This window comes from Streptomyces sp. NPDC020299, assembly GCF_044387825.1.
Classification (GTDB): Bacteria; Actinomycetota; Actinomycetes; order Streptomycetales; family Streptomycetaceae; genus Streptomyces.
Map to the genome: position 1 here is coordinate 608,039 of NZ_JBIRWL010000002.1, position 16,675 is coordinate 624,713.

General features: G+C 68.3%; 12 protein-coding genes and 4 pseudogenes. 9 read left to right on the forward strand and 7 right to left on the reverse strand.

Going from position 1 to position 16,675, the window contains the following annotated elements; translation table 11 throughout:
• Positions 1–211 precede the first annotated feature (211 nt).
• Both ACH45E_RS07030 and ACH45E_RS07035 read left to right on the forward strand, forming a co-directional pair.
• Positions 212–607 carry an IS5 family transposase gene (locus tag ACH45E_RS07030; RefSeq protein WP_361457567.1) on the forward strand — a complete coding sequence of 132 codons (396 nt, stop codon included), beginning with the start codon at positions 212–214 and terminating at the stop codon, positions 605–607.
• Positions 556–1,020 (forward strand): transposase, encoded by a 465-nt coding sequence (locus tag ACH45E_RS07035; protein ID WP_361457570.1) that lies wholly within the window; start codon positions 556–558, stop codon positions 1,018–1,020. Before ACH45E_RS07030 ends, ACH45E_RS07035 begins: the two co-directional genes overlap by 52 nt.
• A 763-nt stretch (positions 1,021–1,783) precedes the next feature.
• Here ACH45E_RS07035 and ACH45E_RS07040 read toward each other — a convergent pair.
• Positions 1,784–2,794 carry an NAD(P)H-dependent glycerol-3-phosphate dehydrogenase gene (locus ACH45E_RS07040; RefSeq protein WP_361457573.1) on the reverse strand — a complete coding sequence of 337 codons (1,011 nt, stop codon included), beginning with the start codon at positions 2,792–2,794 and terminating at the stop codon, positions 1,784–1,786.
• Between the two features lie 492 nt (positions 2,795–3,286).
• On the opposite strand from ACH45E_RS07040, the gene ACH45E_RS07045 reads away from it, so the two are divergent.
• The gene (locus tag ACH45E_RS07045) at positions 3,287–3,436 is read left to right on the forward strand and encodes a hypothetical protein (RefSeq protein ID WP_361457576.1); all 150 of its coding nucleotides are present in this window, start codon (positions 3,287–3,289) and stop codon (positions 3,434–3,436) included.
• Positions 3,437–4,008: 572 nt separating this feature from the next.
• Here ACH45E_RS07045 and ACH45E_RS07050 read toward each other — a convergent pair.
• Entirely contained in the window at positions 4,009–4,794 is a 786-nt protein-coding gene (locus tag ACH45E_RS07050; protein ID WP_361457579.1) for a hypothetical protein, read from the reverse strand.
• A gap of 381 nt (positions 4,795–5,175) precedes the next feature.
• Here ACH45E_RS07050 and ACH45E_RS07055 point away from each other — a divergent pair.
• Together ACH45E_RS07055 and ACH45E_RS07060 are read left to right on the forward strand one after the other, a co-directional pair.
• Positions 5,176–5,852: pseudogene (locus tag ACH45E_RS07055) on the forward strand (MFS transporter); the annotation flags it as partial.
• 393 nt (positions 5,853–6,245) lie between these two features.
• Positions 6,246–7,253: an LD-carboxypeptidase gene (locus ACH45E_RS07060; RefSeq protein ID WP_361457603.1), complete on the forward strand. Its 1,008-nt coding sequence runs from the start codon at positions 6,246–6,248 to the stop codon at positions 7,251–7,253.
• Positions 7,254–7,309: 56 nt separating this feature from the next.
• Here the strand turns inward: ACH45E_RS07060 and ACH45E_RS07065 are convergent.
• The 3 genes and pseudogenes from ACH45E_RS07065 to ACH45E_RS07075 all read right to left on the reverse strand — a co-directional run.
• A pseudogene (locus ACH45E_RS07065) lies at positions 7,310–7,648 on the reverse strand (ATP-binding protein); the annotation flags it as partial.
• A gap of 803 nt (positions 7,649–8,451) precedes the next feature.
• Complete coding sequence (locus ACH45E_RS07070; RefSeq protein ID WP_361457582.1) at positions 8,452–9,558, reverse strand: hypothetical protein; 1,107 nt, start codon at positions 9,556–9,558, stop codon at positions 8,452–8,454.
• 330 nt (positions 9,559–9,888) lie between these two features.
• Positions 9,889–10,212: pseudogene (locus ACH45E_RS07075) on the reverse strand (sigma-70 family RNA polymerase sigma factor); the annotation flags it as partial.
• A 203-nt stretch (positions 10,213–10,415) separates the two neighbouring features.
• Here ACH45E_RS07075 and ACH45E_RS07080 point away from each other — a divergent pair.
• Positions 10,416–11,209: pseudogene (locus ACH45E_RS07080) on the forward strand (IS5 family transposase).
• Here ACH45E_RS07080 and ACH45E_RS07085 read toward each other — a convergent pair.
• On the reverse strand, positions 11,201–11,575 hold the full coding sequence (locus tag ACH45E_RS07085) for a helix-turn-helix domain-containing protein (protein WP_361457585.1): 375 nt from the start codon (positions 11,573–11,575) through the stop codon (positions 11,201–11,203). The pseudogene ACH45E_RS07080 and the gene ACH45E_RS07085 overlap by 9 nt on opposite strands.
• Before the next feature lie 74 nt (positions 11,576–11,649).
• On the opposite strand from ACH45E_RS07085, the gene ACH45E_RS07090 reads away from it, so the two are divergent.
• Complete coding sequence (locus tag ACH45E_RS07090) at positions 11,650–12,333, forward strand: NAD(P)-binding domain-containing protein (protein WP_361457588.1); 684 nt, start codon at positions 11,650–11,652, stop codon at positions 12,331–12,333.
• Between the two features lie 56 nt (positions 12,334–12,389).
• Complete coding sequence (locus ACH45E_RS07095) at positions 12,390–13,385, forward strand: hypothetical protein (protein ID WP_361457591.1); 996 nt, start codon at positions 12,390–12,392, stop codon at positions 13,383–13,385.
• A gap of 517 nt (positions 13,386–13,902) precedes the next feature.
• On the opposite strand, the gene ACH45E_RS07100 is transcribed toward ACH45E_RS07095, so the two are convergent.
• On the reverse strand, positions 13,903–14,067 hold the full coding sequence (locus ACH45E_RS07100) for a hypothetical protein (protein WP_361457594.1): 165 nt from the start codon (positions 14,065–14,067) through the stop codon (positions 13,903–13,905).
• 187 nt (positions 14,068–14,254) lie between these two features.
• On the opposite strand from ACH45E_RS07100, the gene ACH45E_RS07105 reads away from it, so the two are divergent.
• Positions 14,255–16,435: a hypothetical protein gene (locus ACH45E_RS07105; protein WP_361457597.1), complete on the forward strand. Its 2,181-nt coding sequence runs from the start codon at positions 14,255–14,257 to the stop codon at positions 16,433–16,435.
• The last annotated feature ends 240 nt before the right edge of the window (positions 16,436–16,675 follow it).

The window sequence follows — 16,675 nt, forward strand, 5'->3', positions numbered from 1 at the left end:
GCACCGCGGCCAGTCGGATTCACCGCAGTCGGTGCCGCGTGCATCCGGAGGTGGCCGCGAAGACGATCGCGGCCAGCGACTCCCTGTCGCCGCACCGACGTCGGACACCGCTCGACAAGAGGGGCGATCGCCGTACTAGGGTGCGTTTCAGAAGTGGATCTTGATGTGTCAAGATCCACTTCGTGGGGCGGCACGATCTGACGAATGCACAGTGGCAAAGCTGGAGCCCTTGCTCCCGGTCGGCAAGAAGCCTGGACGGCCACCGGTGCACACCAAGCGGCAGTTGATAGACGGCATACGCTGGCGCACCCGCGCCGGTGCTCCCTGGCGGGACGTACCCGAGCGGTACGGCCCGTGGGAGACGGTGTACGGCCTGTTCCGGCGTTGGCAGCAGGACGGCACCTGGCACCGCATCTTCGAGCAGCTGCAGGCCCAGGCCGACGCCGAGGGACTCATCACCTGGGACGTCTCGGTGGACTCGACCATCGCCCGCGCCCACCAGCATGCGGCTGGTGCCCGCAAAAAGGGGATCTGCAGATCGAGCCACCAGGTGGTGTGTTCATCCAGCCTGACGATCACGGGCTCGGACGTTCCCGGGGCGGACTGACCACCAAGCTCCACCTGGCGGTCGAACAGGCCCAGCAGCCGATGTCGCTGGCCATCACGGCCGGACAGCGCGGCGACTCCCCGCAGTTCCAGGTGGTCCTGGGCCGCACCCGAGTGCCTCGGCTCGGGCCGGCCCGCCCGTGCAGCCGGCCGGACAGGGTCCGCGCCGACAAGGCGTACGGCTCGCGCGCGCACCGCGCCTACCTGCGTGAGCGCGGTGTCCGCTGCACGATCCCGGAGAAGCGCGACCAGATCACCAGCCGCAAGAAGCGAAGTTCCCGCGGTGGCCGGCCACCGAAGTTCGACGCGGCCGAGGCGTCCCGGATCCGCGGGAGAAGAGAGGCATACCGCATTGATCGAGCGCTGCGGGGGGAAGTGGCAGTGCACAGGTCGTGGGAGTGCGTCGGGTGGTGATCTGCCAGCCGAGAGGCTGGCGGTGGGCCGGCCGGGGCAGGTCGGCATGATCGAGGTCGGCGGAGGCGCAGGTGGCCTGAGTCATGCTGATCGCCTGCGGCATCGTCATCCGGACTCCAGCGGGATGGGCTCGTGGGTCGGGTCCAGCGAACTCCGGGTGGCGGCCGAGGTGGATCATCTTCTCCTCGGCGACCGACGGATCGAGGTGCCCAGGCAAGGCAGGCTCATCGTGGTCTGGAAGTCCCCATCCACGGGTCGCGGGGGGATACGACCGCTCATCGTGGCTGTGGGGCGCGATGGCTCGGAACTTTCCAGGATGGGCCCTCACGACAGTATGGACAGCTATACCTGGGCGGAGTTGAGCGGCCAGGTGGAGTGGTAGCTGCGAGTCTTCCGTATGCGCGGTCGTCCTGCTGCTCAGGGGCCTGCCGGCGGCGGGGTCGGCACGCGCTGCCGCAGCCGAGCGCGGCCTACCACCGGCGTGGGCTCCAGCGGACTGCGGTGCCTCAGTGCCTGGCGCCGCTGAGCCGAGTGCGGCAGCGGGTTGACGACCGGCCCGCGGTCCTGATGGGCATGGAACTCGTAGGACCCGCTGATCACCGTCAGCGCGTGATTGATCGTGCGCGGCTCCGGGCCTGCGGGTGAAGCCGGTGATCATCCACGTCATCAGGGCCACGGTCACGGCGAGTTGGGCAGTGGTCGGTAAGGCTGCGGGCATGGCAGGGGCCTCCGGGGCGGGAGGAGAAGGTGGTGGTGGGGCCGCTTATTCGGGCTTGGGGGGTCGCTGCATCAGTTCGGCGACGGCCTCGTCGAGGGTGACCTTGCCGTTCAGCAGGGCGGTGACCACGGTCGTGATCGGCATGTCGATGCCGTGGGCGTGGGCGAGGTCGAGGATCGCCTCGGCGCTCTTGACGCCCTCGGTGGTCTGCCGGGTTGCGGCGGCGGCTTCGTCGACGCTCAGGCCGTGCCCCAGGTGGGTGCCGAAGGTGCGGTTGCGGGAGAGCGGGGAGGAGCAGGTGGCGACCAGGTCGCCCATGCCGGACAGGCCGGCGAGGGTGGCCGGTTCGGCGCCCGTCGCGGTGGCCAGCCGGATGCTCTCCGCCAGGCCCCGGGTCATGATCAGGGCCCTCGCGTTGTCTCCCAGGCCCATGCCGGTGGCGATGCCGACGGCGAGCGCGATGACGTTCTTCAGCGCGCCGCCCATCTCGCAGCCGATCACGTCGGTGGAGGTGTAGGGCCGGAAGTACGGGGTGTGGCAAGCGCGCTGGAAGCGGCGGGCGGTGTCCTCGTCGGGGCAGGCGACGGTGGCGGCCGCGGGCTGCCTGGTCATGATCTCGCGGGCCAGGTTCGGCCCGGAGAGCACGGCGACCCGCTCGGCGGGCACACCGGTCACCTCGCGGATGATCTCGCTCGCACGCAGATGGGTGTGTGTCTCGATGCCCTTCATGAGCGAGACGACCACTGTCTGGGGCGCGATGTGCGGCGTCCACGCCGCCAGGCACTGGCGCAGGGACTGGGCGGGGACGGACAGCACGAGGAAGTCCGCGCCGTCCAGCGCGGTCGCCGGATCAGTCGTCGCGGTCAGCGAGGAGGGCAGCTCGAGGTCCGGGAAATAGCCCGGGTTGCGGCGCTGGGAGTTGATCGCGTCGGCGATCTCGGTGCGGCGGGCGTGCAGTACGACGCTGGTGCCGGCGTCGGCGAGGATGGTCGCCGCGGCGGTGCCCCAGGACCCTGCGGAGAAGACCGCCGCACGGGCGGGGCGGCGCTCGCTCACTGCTGGGTCCTCTCGTCCGGTGCCCGGCCCTCGTCGGGGTGGCCGGGACCGGTCATCGTATCGGCCGCACGGCCTTCCGCAGGGCGGCGCAGCGTCAGCAGGACCGCGCCGACCGGGCAGCGATGGGATTCTGCGGGTCGCGGTGGCCAGCATGTTCTGCCCCTCGGCGTCGCCGAACTCACGCGTGAGGGCGCCCCTGCGGGGATGAGTGCGCAAAGGCCCCGGCTGGACGGGGGAGACCAGCCGGGGCCGTAAGGCGGTGGCGTGCGGAGGGCGGTCGCCTCTCGGCGGAAGGCTCCATGGGGCTTCAGCCGGACGATCGTCCCCATGGGCTATGGGTGAGGCCCGGGGACACTGTCCCCTCCGCGAGCCACGTGTAGGTGAACGGTCAACTGTGTCGGGTTGTTCCCGCGCCCCCGGACTGCTCCTGTGAGCTGGGGAACATTTCTATGGGGCCAATTCGTCGCCATGTCTTACCAGAATGAATCGGCCATGGCCGTCCACATCGCGGACGTACTCCTCCCCGACCAGTCCGTGACCACCAGGATGCTGCGGGAATACATCGAGTTCCTGCGCGTCGAACTGGGCTTCCCCGAGGGGGACACTCTCGCACCGGACTTCGCGGGCCCGGTCGAGCTCTAGAAGTCACCAAAGACGCCGGGGCGGGTGTTGCCGACGGCTCCCAGAGAGGTCCCACGGCCGCAGGCCGACTGCCCCGGCTGGCCAGCCTCGCACACCAACCGACGGGGGCGGCGGCCCCACCGGCTTCTCACAAGACGACGCACGCACATCTGCAGGTCATGACGGTCGGAACGGCGGAGCCAGGTCATTCGGCGCGGGAGCCGCCGTCCTCAAGGTAGCCCAGAAGGTCAAGCGGAGGATTAAGGACCGTTTCAAGGAGGAAGTACGGTCGATCCTGGACGAGGAGGAAACCCAGGAGAGCCAGTCGTAGCAAGACGCGAGCGTCCGCCCCGAATGGGGGCGGGCGCCTCGCCCGGAGCGCGGCCGGAGGCTCGGCATCCGCGCTCGACGGCCGAGACGGGGGTGCTGATTCGTAGGCGCTGACCCGCACGGGCGCCTACGAATCAGCTGTTGCCGTGGCGTTCCGGCCTGTAATTCACACGGTCAGCCGGACGCCGCGGACCGGCTGGCTTGGTCCAGCCGAAAGCCGCTCAATTGCTGGAGGGGACACGCGACGGCAAGCGGACCAGCTGTCACTTCAGTTTCACCGCGTCGCCGGCGGACACGACTCGCGCGGTTGTCGTCGTGCCGGAGAAGTACCAGCGCCAGCTGCCGGCCGAGGTGGCCGTGACCTTGGTGCTGAGCTTCCCGGCGTCGCCCGTTCGAACCGTCTTCACGGTGCGGTAGTGGGCTGCGCCGGCTGCCTTGAACTGCAGCTTGACGTTCTGCCCGGTGAACCCGTTGTACTTCAGGTCCTCCCAGTTCGCCCGGGTCAGTTTGCCGGAGACGGTCAGCTTGGCACCCTTGGCGACGGGCTCGGGTGAGGCGTCCGTGGTGAGCTTGGAGGCGCGTTTCATCTTGAACTCGGCGATGTGGTCGGCGATCCAGTAGTCACCGTCGTTCGCCTTGACGGTGGCATTGACCTGCCAGACGCCCGCGGTGTGGTTGACGTCCTCCGGCAGGCTGTCCGGAAGCCACTGCGGGGCGATGGTCATCGTGGCCGTGCACACCGAGGTGGTGGAGCTCTTCTTCACGCACTTGGTGTCGGTCCAGTCGCCGAAGTCCCAACCGTTGCTCTTGTTGAAGACGCTGACGTGCGACAGACCCTTCACCCCCGAGTTGTCCTTGATGGTGATGGCGATCGGGTAGGTGACGCGCTGGGACGTGCCGACGATGACGTTCTTCCCGCTGTTGACGGCAGCGGCCGTGACGCGGATGTCTCCCCTGCCTTCCGCGTGGGCGCCCGTGGCCGTCAGCAGCGTCAGAGCCGCAGCCGCACCGGCAACAGCCCACGCCGCTCTGGCCGTTCTGTTTTCCATGATCCCTCCCCATAGGTGTGAGGGGAGAGATTACACAGCGAGCGGCTATGGATCGCACAGGCGTTCCCGCGAGGCCCTGGTGTCAGAGGTCGGTGGCAGGATCGTCCCGCTGATCCGCTCACAGACGGGGGACGTTGTGACGAGTAGGTACGAGTGGCCGCGCGGTGCGAGCAGTGAGGACTCCACCGCCCTGGTCTGTGGCTTCGCGAGCGCGGGTGGGAAGTCGACCCGACGGTGTACATGGCCGGCTCGCGAGGGCCGACCGTCCAGATACGACGGATCGGGGCAGCCTGGCAGGACGGGGAAGGGACTGCTGATCCTGCCGGGTGAGGTGGTGGAGTACGACGGGGATCAGATGCGGATTGCCGCCCGGCCGCTGCCGACGAACTCCGTGAGGGGCTCGCCTGGGTCTACCGGCATCGCACGCTGGCGTCCATCGCCGTGACCTCACACACGATGCTCCTCTTCAACAGCATGGTGAGCACGGTCTCGTGGTCTTCGCTCTCCATGAGCTCAAGATCGGGGAATTCGGACTGGGGGCCACCTACGCCTTCGCGAGTGTCGGCGCGGTAGTCGGCGGTGCGCTTTCCGGACGCGTGGCCAGAAGGCTGGACGTCGGCGCCACTCTGATCGCCTTCCGGCCTCTCGCCGCCATCGGCTGGCCTCTGGTCCTGGCCGGGCGTGGACCGTGGGCGCTCGCCTCCGTGTCGCTCGCCTTCTTCCTCATGTCCCTGGCCATCGGTATCGAAAGTCCCGTGGAAATGAGCTGCCGCCAGACGGTGACACCTGACCGGCTGCGCGGGCGGATGAACGCAACGATCCGCTCGATGAACTGGGGGATGGTAGCGGTGGGGGCGCCACTTGGCGGCGTACTCGCCGACCAGGTCAGCTGTCGCTTCGCCTTGTGGATCGGGTTGTCCGGAGCAGTCGTCCAGGCACTCGCGCTGGCAGCCTCTCGTACCCGTGGGGCCCGTGCTGCCGACGAGCTCGATTCCTCGACGGGCGATATGGCGCGTCAGGGCGCAGAGCCACTGGCGGGGAGGGCGGGCCCGGTCTGATCAGCGTGCGGTGGCGCCGTCGTGGCTTTGTTCACGAGATCGACAGCACATGTCGACCACTTCGGGAGGCACGAGAGTCTGACGCTGTTCGATGGCTTTGCCGATGACAAGGAACCGCGCATGCCGGTGAGTTCCGACAGCGGTTCCTGCCCAGCGAGCCCGAGGATGTCAGTGAGTTTTGACACCGCCTCGGGGCGCTGAGGTTCTTCCTCGGTGCCGTGGTGGTGGCCGTCCTCCGGCTCTGTGGGCGCTCATGCGATTCCTCCCGGGGGCTGTTCGCGTGTTGGGACCAGTCGGGGGCTGTGCGGGCTCGGCCTGCTGGGCGGTTGATCGGTAAATATGTAGCGTGTTGCTGAGGGCGTCGGGGATGCTGCCTCGGTGCCCCTTACCGAGCTGCCTCAACTGCTTCGACCTCGTGCTCTGAGGCCGGGAGATCTCGTCGTCATCGCATCGCTGTCCGGGCCCCTCCATGCCGCTTACGAGCCTGACCTAGAGAAGGCGGTAGTCGTGCTCCAGCGGATGGGATTCCGCGTGCGTCGGGCACCGCTGCTCGAAGCAGGGCGGAACCGCTGGTGGAGCGCGGCTACGCCAGCGGAGATCGCCAGGGAATTCAATGGTCTTCTGCGTGATCCTGAGGTGCGCGCGATCGTCGCGCATGATGGCGGCCAGACGGCGTTCGGCTACCTCGACATGATCGACGTCGAGGCGATCATGGCCGATCCCAAGCCGATCCTCGGCTACAGCGACATCTCGCTGCTGCATCTGGTGCTCTATGCGCGCACGGGTCTGGTCGGGTTCCACGCCGACGTGGCCACCCCTGGACTCGACGGGCACTGGCAGGCCGCGCCCGCAGCGCGCCAGGCGGTGCTGGAGAAGCTCTACTCGACGCTGCTGACTGGTACGGAGCCGATCGGTGCGCTGCCAGCCAGCCCATCGTGGGAGTGCTGGCGTGCCGGTCACGCCGAAGGCCGGCTGATCGGCGGGGTGATCAATCGCATCGTGCTGAACCAGGCGACGTGTTACGCGCTGCCGCTCGAATGGTTCGACGGCGCGGTGCTGTTCTGGGAGGAGTTGGGCGGCCAAGCATCGTATGTGTGGAGCTATCTGCAGGTACTGCGGCACGCTGGCATCCTCGATCGAATCGCCGGCATGGTCGTGGGCATCCCGACCGCGATCGACGGACTCGACTCGCCCGACGCGTCCCCGACCCTGCGAGAGATAGTTCTCGAGGTCCTCGGCGACCGTGACATCCCGGTCCTGGGCAACGTCGAGGTCGGACACGCCGGCCCGAATCTGCCGATGCCGGTCGGCATCCGCGTCGCCCTCGACACGCAGCAGCGGACATTGTCGCTGCTCGAACCGGCGGTACGCCCGCTGACGGTGACTGGACCGGTCGGCTGAGCAACGCGAATCGGTCGGCGAATCGGCGCCTGTCGAGGAAGGGCCCGCTGTGATCGTCAGCCAGCGGCCTCGGCCCTGGCCCGGGTCTGGGCGAGGCGGAAGGAGTCGGTGCCGGTCTCGATGATGTTCCCGCCGAAGGTAAGGCGGTCGACGATGGCCGCGCAGAGCCGGGGATCGGTAAACGTTTTGGTCCACCCTCCAAAACTTTCGTCGAAGGCGATGGCGACGCTGTTCTTTTCCTCTCGCTCGGTTAGAACCCGGAACAGCAACTCGGCGCCGCGTTTGTCCAGTTCCATGTATCCCAGCTCGTCGATCGCGAGGAGATCGACGCGTCCGTAGCGGGCGATCGTCTTGGTCAGCTGCTTCGCGTCGGCGGCCTCCACCAGCTCGTTGAGGGCAGCACTTGACCTGCTCACCGGCCAGACGGATCGTCACGTCCCCGCAGTCGACCTCCGCTTCGGCCCCCGGCCGGTGGGGCTGCGGCACGAACGCCTTCGCGATGCCCCGGCCCGCCGTGATTCGGATCTCGGCACGACGCTCCGCGACGTAGGCACGGACGATCCCGTACGAAACATCGACCGCTCCGTACTCAGCGACCAGCCGGTCGAAGATCCGCTTGGCCGTGTGCTGCTGCTTCCGCGGCGCTGTGAGATCCGCCTGCAGCATCTGATCGACCAGCCCTTTATAGGGGTCCAGGCGCGTATTGCGTGGCGGGAGCTTCTTGCGCGGCTCCGGCCAGACCGAGGCCAGCGCCTTCCGTACCGTGCGGAAACCCACCCCGTACTTGTGCTGCAGAGCCCGGTTCGGCAGCCCCGCCCGGGAATCACGGCGGATTGCCGCGTACAGATCGACTTTGGACGTCGGAGGCGTCCATGCCCCCTCACCACGCAGAGCACTTCGATGCTCCCACCGCAAGCACCCAAGTGGTGGCAAAGCTCGGCGATACCGCTCTCCGATGAGACCGGGTGGTGTCGTCGCTGACCGACAGGCGGTGTTGCTACTCACGCACACGGCCAGTTCGATTGCCAGACGGCTAGGGGGTGTTTCGAAAGTCCCGCACAGCACCCACGGCGCCCGGCACGCACTCTCGCCGCACCGGCCAAAAACCCAAGTACGTCCAGTACGAGGGCTTTCGTCCGGCACGCCGAGAGCACGCACCGGACACCGCGGGCACCGCACAGGACTTTCGAAACACCCCCTAGAAGAGGTCGGCCGAGGTGCCCTGGGTGAGGTTCTCGAGGATAGTGCGCAGCCACGGGCTGCGCACGGCTGGTAGCCGGACCAAGGCGTGCTGGAACGTTCCCCGGTCGGCCCGCAAGAGGTAGTTGGGGAGCAGGGGGAGCGGTTCGTCACGGAGTACGTCTTGGGGTATGCGGCCTGACGCGGGAACCGGCAAGTACGGCTGGGGAGAGACCAGCCACAGCCACACCCCCAGCGGCAGGGGCACCAGGTATGCCGACGCAGTCGGGCTGGCGGGGGTCCAGGTCTGACCTGTCTGGGGATGGACCGGTACGAGGAGGATGTCGACGCCCGCGTCCGGGGAGGGCTGCCCCGGTCCAGCCAGGACGGCGCGCCGCTTCAGGGGGCCTGGCGGCAGCAGGGCGTCGAGCGCGCGCTGGAACACGTCCGCGGTCAGACCGCCCGGGACCTTCACCGGCTGCCCTTGGGAGGCAACCAGCAGGTGGGCGAGCGCCTGGCCGGCTGCCGCCTCCCACTGCGGGCTCCACGACCAGTAGTGGTTCGACCCCATCCGTCCTCCCCACGTGGCAATCGGCTCGACCGGAGAAATTTTGTCCCCCTTCTCTGCCAGCTCCGCCCAGGACAGGGGTGCAGTGTGGATACCGTCAACGGGGACGCGGTGCACGGCGTCCGTGCTGAGCCGCACCGCCTGCCAGAGCGAGCAATCGTCGACCCTGGTCGCCACAGGGAGGCTGCATGTCTGACAGGCCATGTTGGGTCCGTCGGCTCCGTCGAGGCCGCAGCAGGCACCGCCGCGCTTCTCAGGAATCAGCCGGGTTCCACGGATATCACCGGGCGCGATGACACTCGCCCCGGGCGTGCTGTCGGACAGGGCGTAGACCGGTGCGTAGATGCCGCGTGCCTCCGCCTCGCCCGGATCGATCTCGTCCCACATCCGCCATGGCCCTCCCCAGGGGTCGGGGTCCACGGCAAACGTCCCGGACTCCATGAGCACCGGAAGCTGGATCCCGTTCCCGTACTTCTGACGGGCGTGGACTGGCAGTGAGACCTGGGACAGCGGGGTGGTCAACTCGGCGCCGCATCCCGCACACACGAAAACGAACAAATGTCCTCCACCCGGGAAACAGACGCATCGTCGCAGCTCGCCGACAGTCAGCCAACATGTTTTCTCGTCCGTTCCGGGAACGGAGCCTGCCACCGTCGTGGCGACGGATTTATGAGTGCAGCGCGCGGGTGGGACTGCGGTTGCCGGTTGAGCGGCCGTCGTGATTGCCGGCGGGGGTGTCAGGGTGTGCTGTTGAGGGCGTTCAGGAGTGGGTCGGTGGCGAGGCGTTGTCGTGCCTGGTGGAGATGGACTCTTACGGTGCTGGGGGTGATGCGCATCTGCTGGGCGATACGGGTGGTGGGGGTTGCCCAGTGCCCACAGCCAGGTGACCTGCCGCATACGGCAGGGAAGGCGGTCGAGTGCCTGGGCCAGTGCGGCGTGGTGAAGGTTGTCGACGCTGGTGTCTTCGGCGCTTCGCTCCGTCTCGTTGCTTTGCAGGGGTTGGCCGGTGGTCACCTCGAGCCGGAAGCGTGCTGAGGCGAAGTGGTCGGCGACGAGGTTGCGGGCGATGGTGACCAGCCAGGCTGCGAAGTCGCGCCCCTGCCACGTGAACGTGTCCAGGCGCTGAAGTGCGCGGGTGAATGCTTCGCTGGTGAGGTCCTCGGCGATGGCTTTGCCTCCGACCCGATAGTAGACGTACCGGTAGACGACGTCGCAGGGCCGGCGCCGGCGCCCGGCGGTGGCCGCAGAAGAGGAGCAAAGCGGCAGCTTCGAGCCGGTCGGGAAGCCGGGGCCGTCGCGGACGCGCTCTTTGGGGCCTGACTGCTGAGGAACGCCGTCGATGGGCTTGGAACTCCTAATGAAATGATCTTCGAGGTGGTTGGATCACTCCTGGACCGTTGATCTGGGGGTGCGGGGTGGCTCGGCCGAAGCCGTGGGAAGTCGACGACGAGCTGTGGGCGGTGATCGAGCCGTTACTTCCCAAGGCGGAGCGGCGGACGCGGCATCCGGACCGGCTGGTGTTCCAGGGCATCCTGTTCGTGCTGCACACCGGGATCGCCTGGAAGCACCTGCCGCAGGAACTCGGCTTCGGATCGGGCATGACGTGCCGGCGCCGTCTGGCCGAGTGGACTGAGGCCGGGGTGTGGCCACAGCTGCACGAGGTGCTCCGCGCCAAGCCGCGCGGTGCGAACGCCCTGGACTTCTCCCGGGCGGCGGTCGACGGCTCCCACATACGGGCGTTGAAGGGGGAGCCAAGACCGGACGAAGCCCTGTTGACCGGGGCAGGACGGGCAGCAAGCATCACCTGATCACTGACGCCACCGTCATACCGCTCGCCGCCACCTTGACCGGGGGCAACCGCAACGACGTCACCCAGCTGATCCCGCTCCTCCCAGCCGTGCCGGCGGTACGCGGCAAGCGCGGCCGGCCCCGGCGCCGCCCGGACGTGGTCCTGGGCGACCGAGGCTACGACCACGACGAATACCGCCGCCTGGTCTGAGGTCTCGGCGTGAAGCCGCTGACCGCCCGCCGCCGTACCCAGCACGGCTCCGGCCTGGGCACTCAACGCTGGGTCGTCGAGCGCGGGTTCGCCCATCTGCACTGGTTCCGCCGCCTGCGGATCCGCTGGTAGATCCGCGACGACATCCACGAAGCCTTCCTCACCCTTGGATGCGTACTCATCTGCTGGCGGCGCCCGCGCTCACTTTGAGGAGGACTGGATGGTGGCGCTGCAGTCGGCTTCCTGCGCGGTCATGAGCTCGTCGCCATGCTCGAAGGCCCATGCTCCGAAAGCGTCGATGGGGGCCAGCAAAGTCCGCCCCAGGGCGGTGAGTTGGTACTCAACGCGCGGTGGTGCTCCGGGGAGTGCCTGGCGGTCCACCAGTCCGTTGGACTGCAAACGTCGCAGCGTCTGGGTGAGGACCTTGGAGCTGATTCCCCCGATCTGTCGGCGTAGTTCGACCGGGCGTCTGGGACCGTCGCGCAGTGCCCAGAGCACAACGGCGTTCCAGGTGTTGGAGAGGAGGTCGAAGGCCAGTCGGGCACGGCAGTCGGCGAGGAAAGCGTCGGTCGTCACATACCAAATGGTGCCCGACAAGCCCTCTAGCGTCGTTGCGAACGGTCCAAGCAGGTCCTGGGAGGGAATGCGTGATGAGAATCGGCGTACTGGGCACGGGCAACATGGCGGACGCGCTCGCCACCCACTGGGTGCGGGCCGGGCACGAGGTGGCCATCGGAGGACGGGACGTGCACAAGGCGGAGCGGCTCGCGAGGCGCCTCGGGGACAGCGCGAAGCCTGCCAGTCTCCGGGCGGCGGCCGAGTTCGGTCAGGTGGTGCTGGCCGCGCTGCCCTTCGGCGCGGGGACGAGCGTGGCGCGGGAACTGCGGACTGCCCTGGACGCCAAAGTGCTGATCGACTGTTCCAATCCGGTCGGTCCGGGCTTCCTGCTACTGACACAGAGCGGCCTCTCGGCGGCGCAGCAACTGGCCGCAGCGGCACCGGGAACTCATGTGGTCAAGGCGTTCAATCTCTGCCACGAGGACGTGTGGCGCATGTCGCCGCCCATCTTCGATGGGCGACCGCTGGCCGTTCCGGTCTGCGGAGACGATGAAACGGCCCTTGCGCTCGTACACCAGTTGGTGCGGCATGTCGGCTGCGAACCCGTGGCCGGCGGTGGTCTCGAACGAGCGGGACTCCTGGAAGCGACCGCCGCGCTCTTCATCGGGCTCTGGGTCGGCGAGGGAGCCGATGCCCAAGCAATCGCACCCCCGCTGGCTTACGCCGCCGGACCGAGAGACGAGGAATCAGAAGAGACCGAGAGGGCTTTTCGTTAGGAGTTCTTACGGCAATCCGTTCGCCCGGCGTCTTCCCGGCCACGTACGGTCTGGACATGACCAGGACCACGCCGGCCAGACCAGTGTCCGTGGAATCCCTCTTCCCGGACCTGGCCGCCCACCGGGGGCGGACGACCCGGCTGCACCCCAGGCCGGGGCGGCCCGGCATGCGCGACAGCCATGTCGGGGGGCCGATGCTGTGGCCGGACGGCGAACCGTGGCCGGTCTGCCACGAGCCCCACCAGCGCGAGACCGGAGGGTACGCACCGGACGAGATCCGCAGCGCCCGGGCTGCGGGAACCTGGCCGTCGCCCCGACCGTGGCCCGACGCTGAAACGTCTGGGCAAGACGGACCGGTACCGTTCGTGGGGCTCGCCCAGTTCTTCCGCCGGGACATCCCGGGCCTGGCGGCCGGGCCCGACGACGCGGACCTGGTGCAGCTCTTCCGCTGCCCGTTCACCCACGGCCCGTACCGGGAGCGCCGCTACCGCCTGCGGTGGCGACAGGCCGCACAGACCGAGCGCGCTAGACACTTCCTCGTCACCCCTCCCGAAGTGCCCCTGCTCCGATGGGAACACGAACTCCCCGAGCCCTGCGTCCTGCATCCCGAAGAGGTGGACACCTATCCCTGGGCGGAGGACGACACGCTGCCCGCCCCACTGATCGCCCGCATCGACTCCTGGGACGACGCCCAAGTGACGGAACACGGCCCCGGCGCCCCCAGCTACCAGTCCGACCTTTCGATCCCGCCCGGATGGCGGGTCGGCGGCTTTCCCAGCTGGGCATCGACGGGCCCGATGGCCATCGACTGCGCGTCCTGCACGACTCCGATGCAGCTGCTGCTGACAGCCGAGGGCAACGAGATGGACGCCAACTCGCACAGCTGGGTGCCGCTGGAAGACCGCAACCCGCTCCTGCGAGGGAAGGCATCGATCCAGGGCGGTCGGTCGGTTGCCCAACCCACTCGTCTCCGCTTCGGACGGGACCGGGACCTGCACGTTTTCACCTGTCCAGCCAACTCCGGACACCCGCCCCAATGGGTGCTCTCCTAGGACGCTCCAGGGTGACGGACTCGGCCAGCGAGCCAGCCGCTGCAGGCTGCCGTTGCACGGCATGTGCAGAGCCCCGTTCCTGGCTCTCGCCATCGACGTGGGCCGCTTCGTCCAGGACCTGCTGGACAGCTCGGGCTGCCTGCTCGGGCTCGACGAAAGGGCGGAGGACAGCCCGATATGGCCCATGACGCGGACCCGACCTCGGGTTGGACTTGGCCTTCGGCGCCCGCATCGGCACCGGGGTGCCGGCCTGGGGCGGGCAGCTTGACGGCCAGCCGAGAGGTGAAGTTGGGGAAGATGACGGCGTCGTACTACCGCCGCCCCACCCCGTACGGCTCCCGCTTCGCGCACCTGCCGGCCCAGCAGCGCGACTTCGCCACCGCTGAGGCCCGCACGGGCTCGGCGGGGTGCTCAACCACCTGCACGGTGCCTGCTGCAAGTTCATCCCGGCCCGCCGCCCCCGGAGGGCCTGCCCGCGGGCGCGCCTATGAAGACAACCTGCGTATCAGTACACGTTTCAGCGGCAGAGGGCACGGATGACCTCGGCGACTGCGTTCAGGACCGCCGCGCGGTGCTCGGAGGCGGTCCCTCGCAACGCGCTGTGGGCTACGAGCACGGCGACAGCCGCACCAACGGTCACGCTGGCGACTACCGTGAGTGAGTAGATGATGACAAGAGTCATCTGAGTTCTCCTTTGGGCTGCGCCAGCTCCCGCAGCAGGCGCAGCCCAAGAGCAGCGTGCTGCCCGGCCGGTGTCCGTACTCTCCGGACAGAACGGACCTGGTCCGGCATCCTGCTGGTCAATGACATGTCCGGGGGCGTGACGACCGGACGGACCGGACTATCGACGGGTGCGGGGAGATGTGGGTGTGAGTGCCGCGGTGATGCCCAGTGATCCGGGTCGAGCTGCCCTCGCCCATGCCTTGCGGGACCTTGAGATGCAGGCGGGCTATGGCTCCGATGAGCCGAGGCGCTCCCGAGCCCAGGCCATCAAGGAAGCCAATATTGCGTGCCGCGAAGCCAGGCTGCCGGTTCTGAACAGCAAGACAGTCAGCGACTGGTTCCGTCTGGGCCGCGTGGCTGGTGACTTCGAGCCGTTATGGCGGCTGGTCACCGTGCTTCTTTGCTGGAGCGGCCGCTCAGCCAGTGCAGCGGAGCGGGGGGTCTGGAAGCAACGGTGGGAGTTGGCTCGGGTTGCCGAGCCCCGGCGGCCGGATCCCGTCTCCGTGGCGCCGCCACCTCTGGGGTGGCTTCGGGGAGAGGTGGATCCGGTCGGCGACCTGGAGGTGCATCCGGCAATCCAGGCTCGTGGCAAGGCACCCGGCCGGGCCGACCCGCTGCCGGTCTACGGAGCACGCGAACATGATCTACAACTGCAGGACGTGATCGGGGCAGCTCAGAAACGCAGCCGCCTGTTGGTCCTGGTGGGCGACTCGTCTACTGGTAAGACCCGCTCGTTGTGGGAGGCTGTGCGACGCCTGCCCGATCATTGGCGGATCTGGCGGCCCGCAGACCGGACTGCCCTGCTGGCCGGCCTGGAACGACAGCCGTCCCTGGCCCGCACAGTGCTGTGGCTCAACGAGCTCCAGCGCTACCTGCTCCCACACAACCGGCCCGAGCCCGGCGAACAGACAGCTGCCTCGCTCACCACACTGCTGGACGAGGCGGACCGTGGCCCCTTGCTCGTCGTCGGCACCCTTTGGCACCAGCACCACACCACCTTGATCCAACCGCCCTCCGACGTCAGCGTCCCCGACTTGCACCAGCAAGCCCGCGCACTGCTGAGCCGCGGCACGACCCTCATCGTCCCGCCAGCTTTCACCGCTTCTGAGATCACCGCACTTCGTGGCCAAGCGGACTCGGACGCCAGGCTGGAGGAGGCACTGGGCTACGCCGACGGACGCATCACCCAGTACCTGGCTGGTGCCCGCGAACTGATACACCGCTTCGACCAGGCACCGTCCGAGGTCCAAGCCGTGCTGAATGCCGCAGCCGATGCCCGCCGCCTCGGCGTCGGCGACGATTTGCCTCGTGCCTTCCTGTACTCGTCCGCTGCCGTCTACCTTGACCCCCACCACTGGGCCGCCCAAAGCGACACCTGGCGCGCCGCCTGGTTTACCCGCGCCCTGGACTACACGGGGCGGCCATGCAAAGGCGTCCCGGGCCCGCTGACACCTACTCCGCCCCCGCCCGGTCAAGGACCCACCGAACCGGACGCGCCGCTGCGCCTGGCCGACTACCTGCTGCAGCACATCACCGACATCCGCCGCTACCTCTTCCCGCCCGAAGGGTTCTGGGACGCGGTTGCCGCGCACTACCGCGGGAACACTCTCTCCGCACTGGCTGAGGCCGCTGAAGCACGCTTGCGGTTGCGTATCGCCGACCAGCTATATCGCCAGGCCGCTGATACGGGGGATACCAGTGCGCTCGGGAAACTGGCCCAGATCCGCGATTGGATCGGGGACCGGGAGGGTGCCGAGCAGCTCGCCCGGCAGGCTGCCGGTGCCGGTGACACCGAGGCACTCTGGTCCTTGGTCCGGGCGCGCGCGAAGGATGGGGACGAGTCGAGCGCATACCGGCTCGCCCAAGAGGTTGGTGAGGCAGGAGACACCTTCCGGCGGGCCACCTGGCTGGCTGACGCACTGACGAGAAACCCAGATGGTGTTGGGCGGCTCTTCCTGCCGTTGGGCTGGTGGGTACCCAAAGAGGTCAAAATGCGTTCAAAACTGCTCGATGCCGACACCCATCTTAGGCTCAGTCTCTGGCTCGCCCCCTGGCGACCAACCGGTCCGAGGCAGCGCGACATACGCACGATGCTGGACCGGCTGGATGAAGGGGACCAAGAGGGTGCGAAGCATTTGTTTCTGCAGTGGATCAACACCGGAGACGTCTCCGTCCTGGAGTACTGGCAGCGCAAGCGCGCTATGCTCAGCCGGGATCGCCTTGCGCGGGTGTACGTCCGCAGGCCGAACCAGATGGACCTGCTGAGCCCGAGAGCACAGCAGTGGGGGCTGAAAGCGGACGGCAGCCCAGAGCAGCCCTGGCGATGACAGCCGTCGGCTGGAGCACGCCCTCTTCGCCAGACGCAACAGCTTCCGCTCCAGCGGACAAGCAGCGTTGGCAGTGGCCGCGCGCAGGCTGACCGGAACTGGGCAATGGGCCCGCTGGCCCCAGCCTCCGCCGGGGCCACCCGACTGGGCGCGTCGCGCTGAATGGCCTGTGGGGCGCCACGGCTCGCGCCCTCGGCGGAGAGTTCAGCATGAACGTCGCCATCAGGGCGGACATGCCCG

Excerpts from the sequence above, each read along its gene's own strand:
- ACH45E_RS07050 (WP_361457579.1), bottom strand. The coding sequence starts at position 4,794 with ATGGAAAACAGAACGGCCAGAGCGGCGTGGGCTGTTGCCGGTGCGGCT.
- ACH45E_RS07100 (WP_361457594.1), bottom strand. The coding sequence starts at position 14,067 with ATGACTCTTGTCATCATCTACTCACTCACGGTAGTCGCCAGCGTGACC.
- ACH45E_RS07045 (WP_361457576.1), top strand. The coding sequence starts at position 3,287 with ATGGCCGTCCACATCGCGGACGTACTCCTCCCCGACCAGTCCGTGACC.
- ACH45E_RS07095 (WP_361457591.1), top strand. The coding sequence starts at position 12,390 with ATGACCAGGACCACGCCGGCCAGACCAGTGTCCGTGGAATCCCTCTTC.
- ACH45E_RS07090 (WP_361457588.1), top strand. The coding sequence starts at position 11,650 with ATGAGAATCGGCGTACTGGGCACGGGCAACATGGCGGACGCGCTCGCC.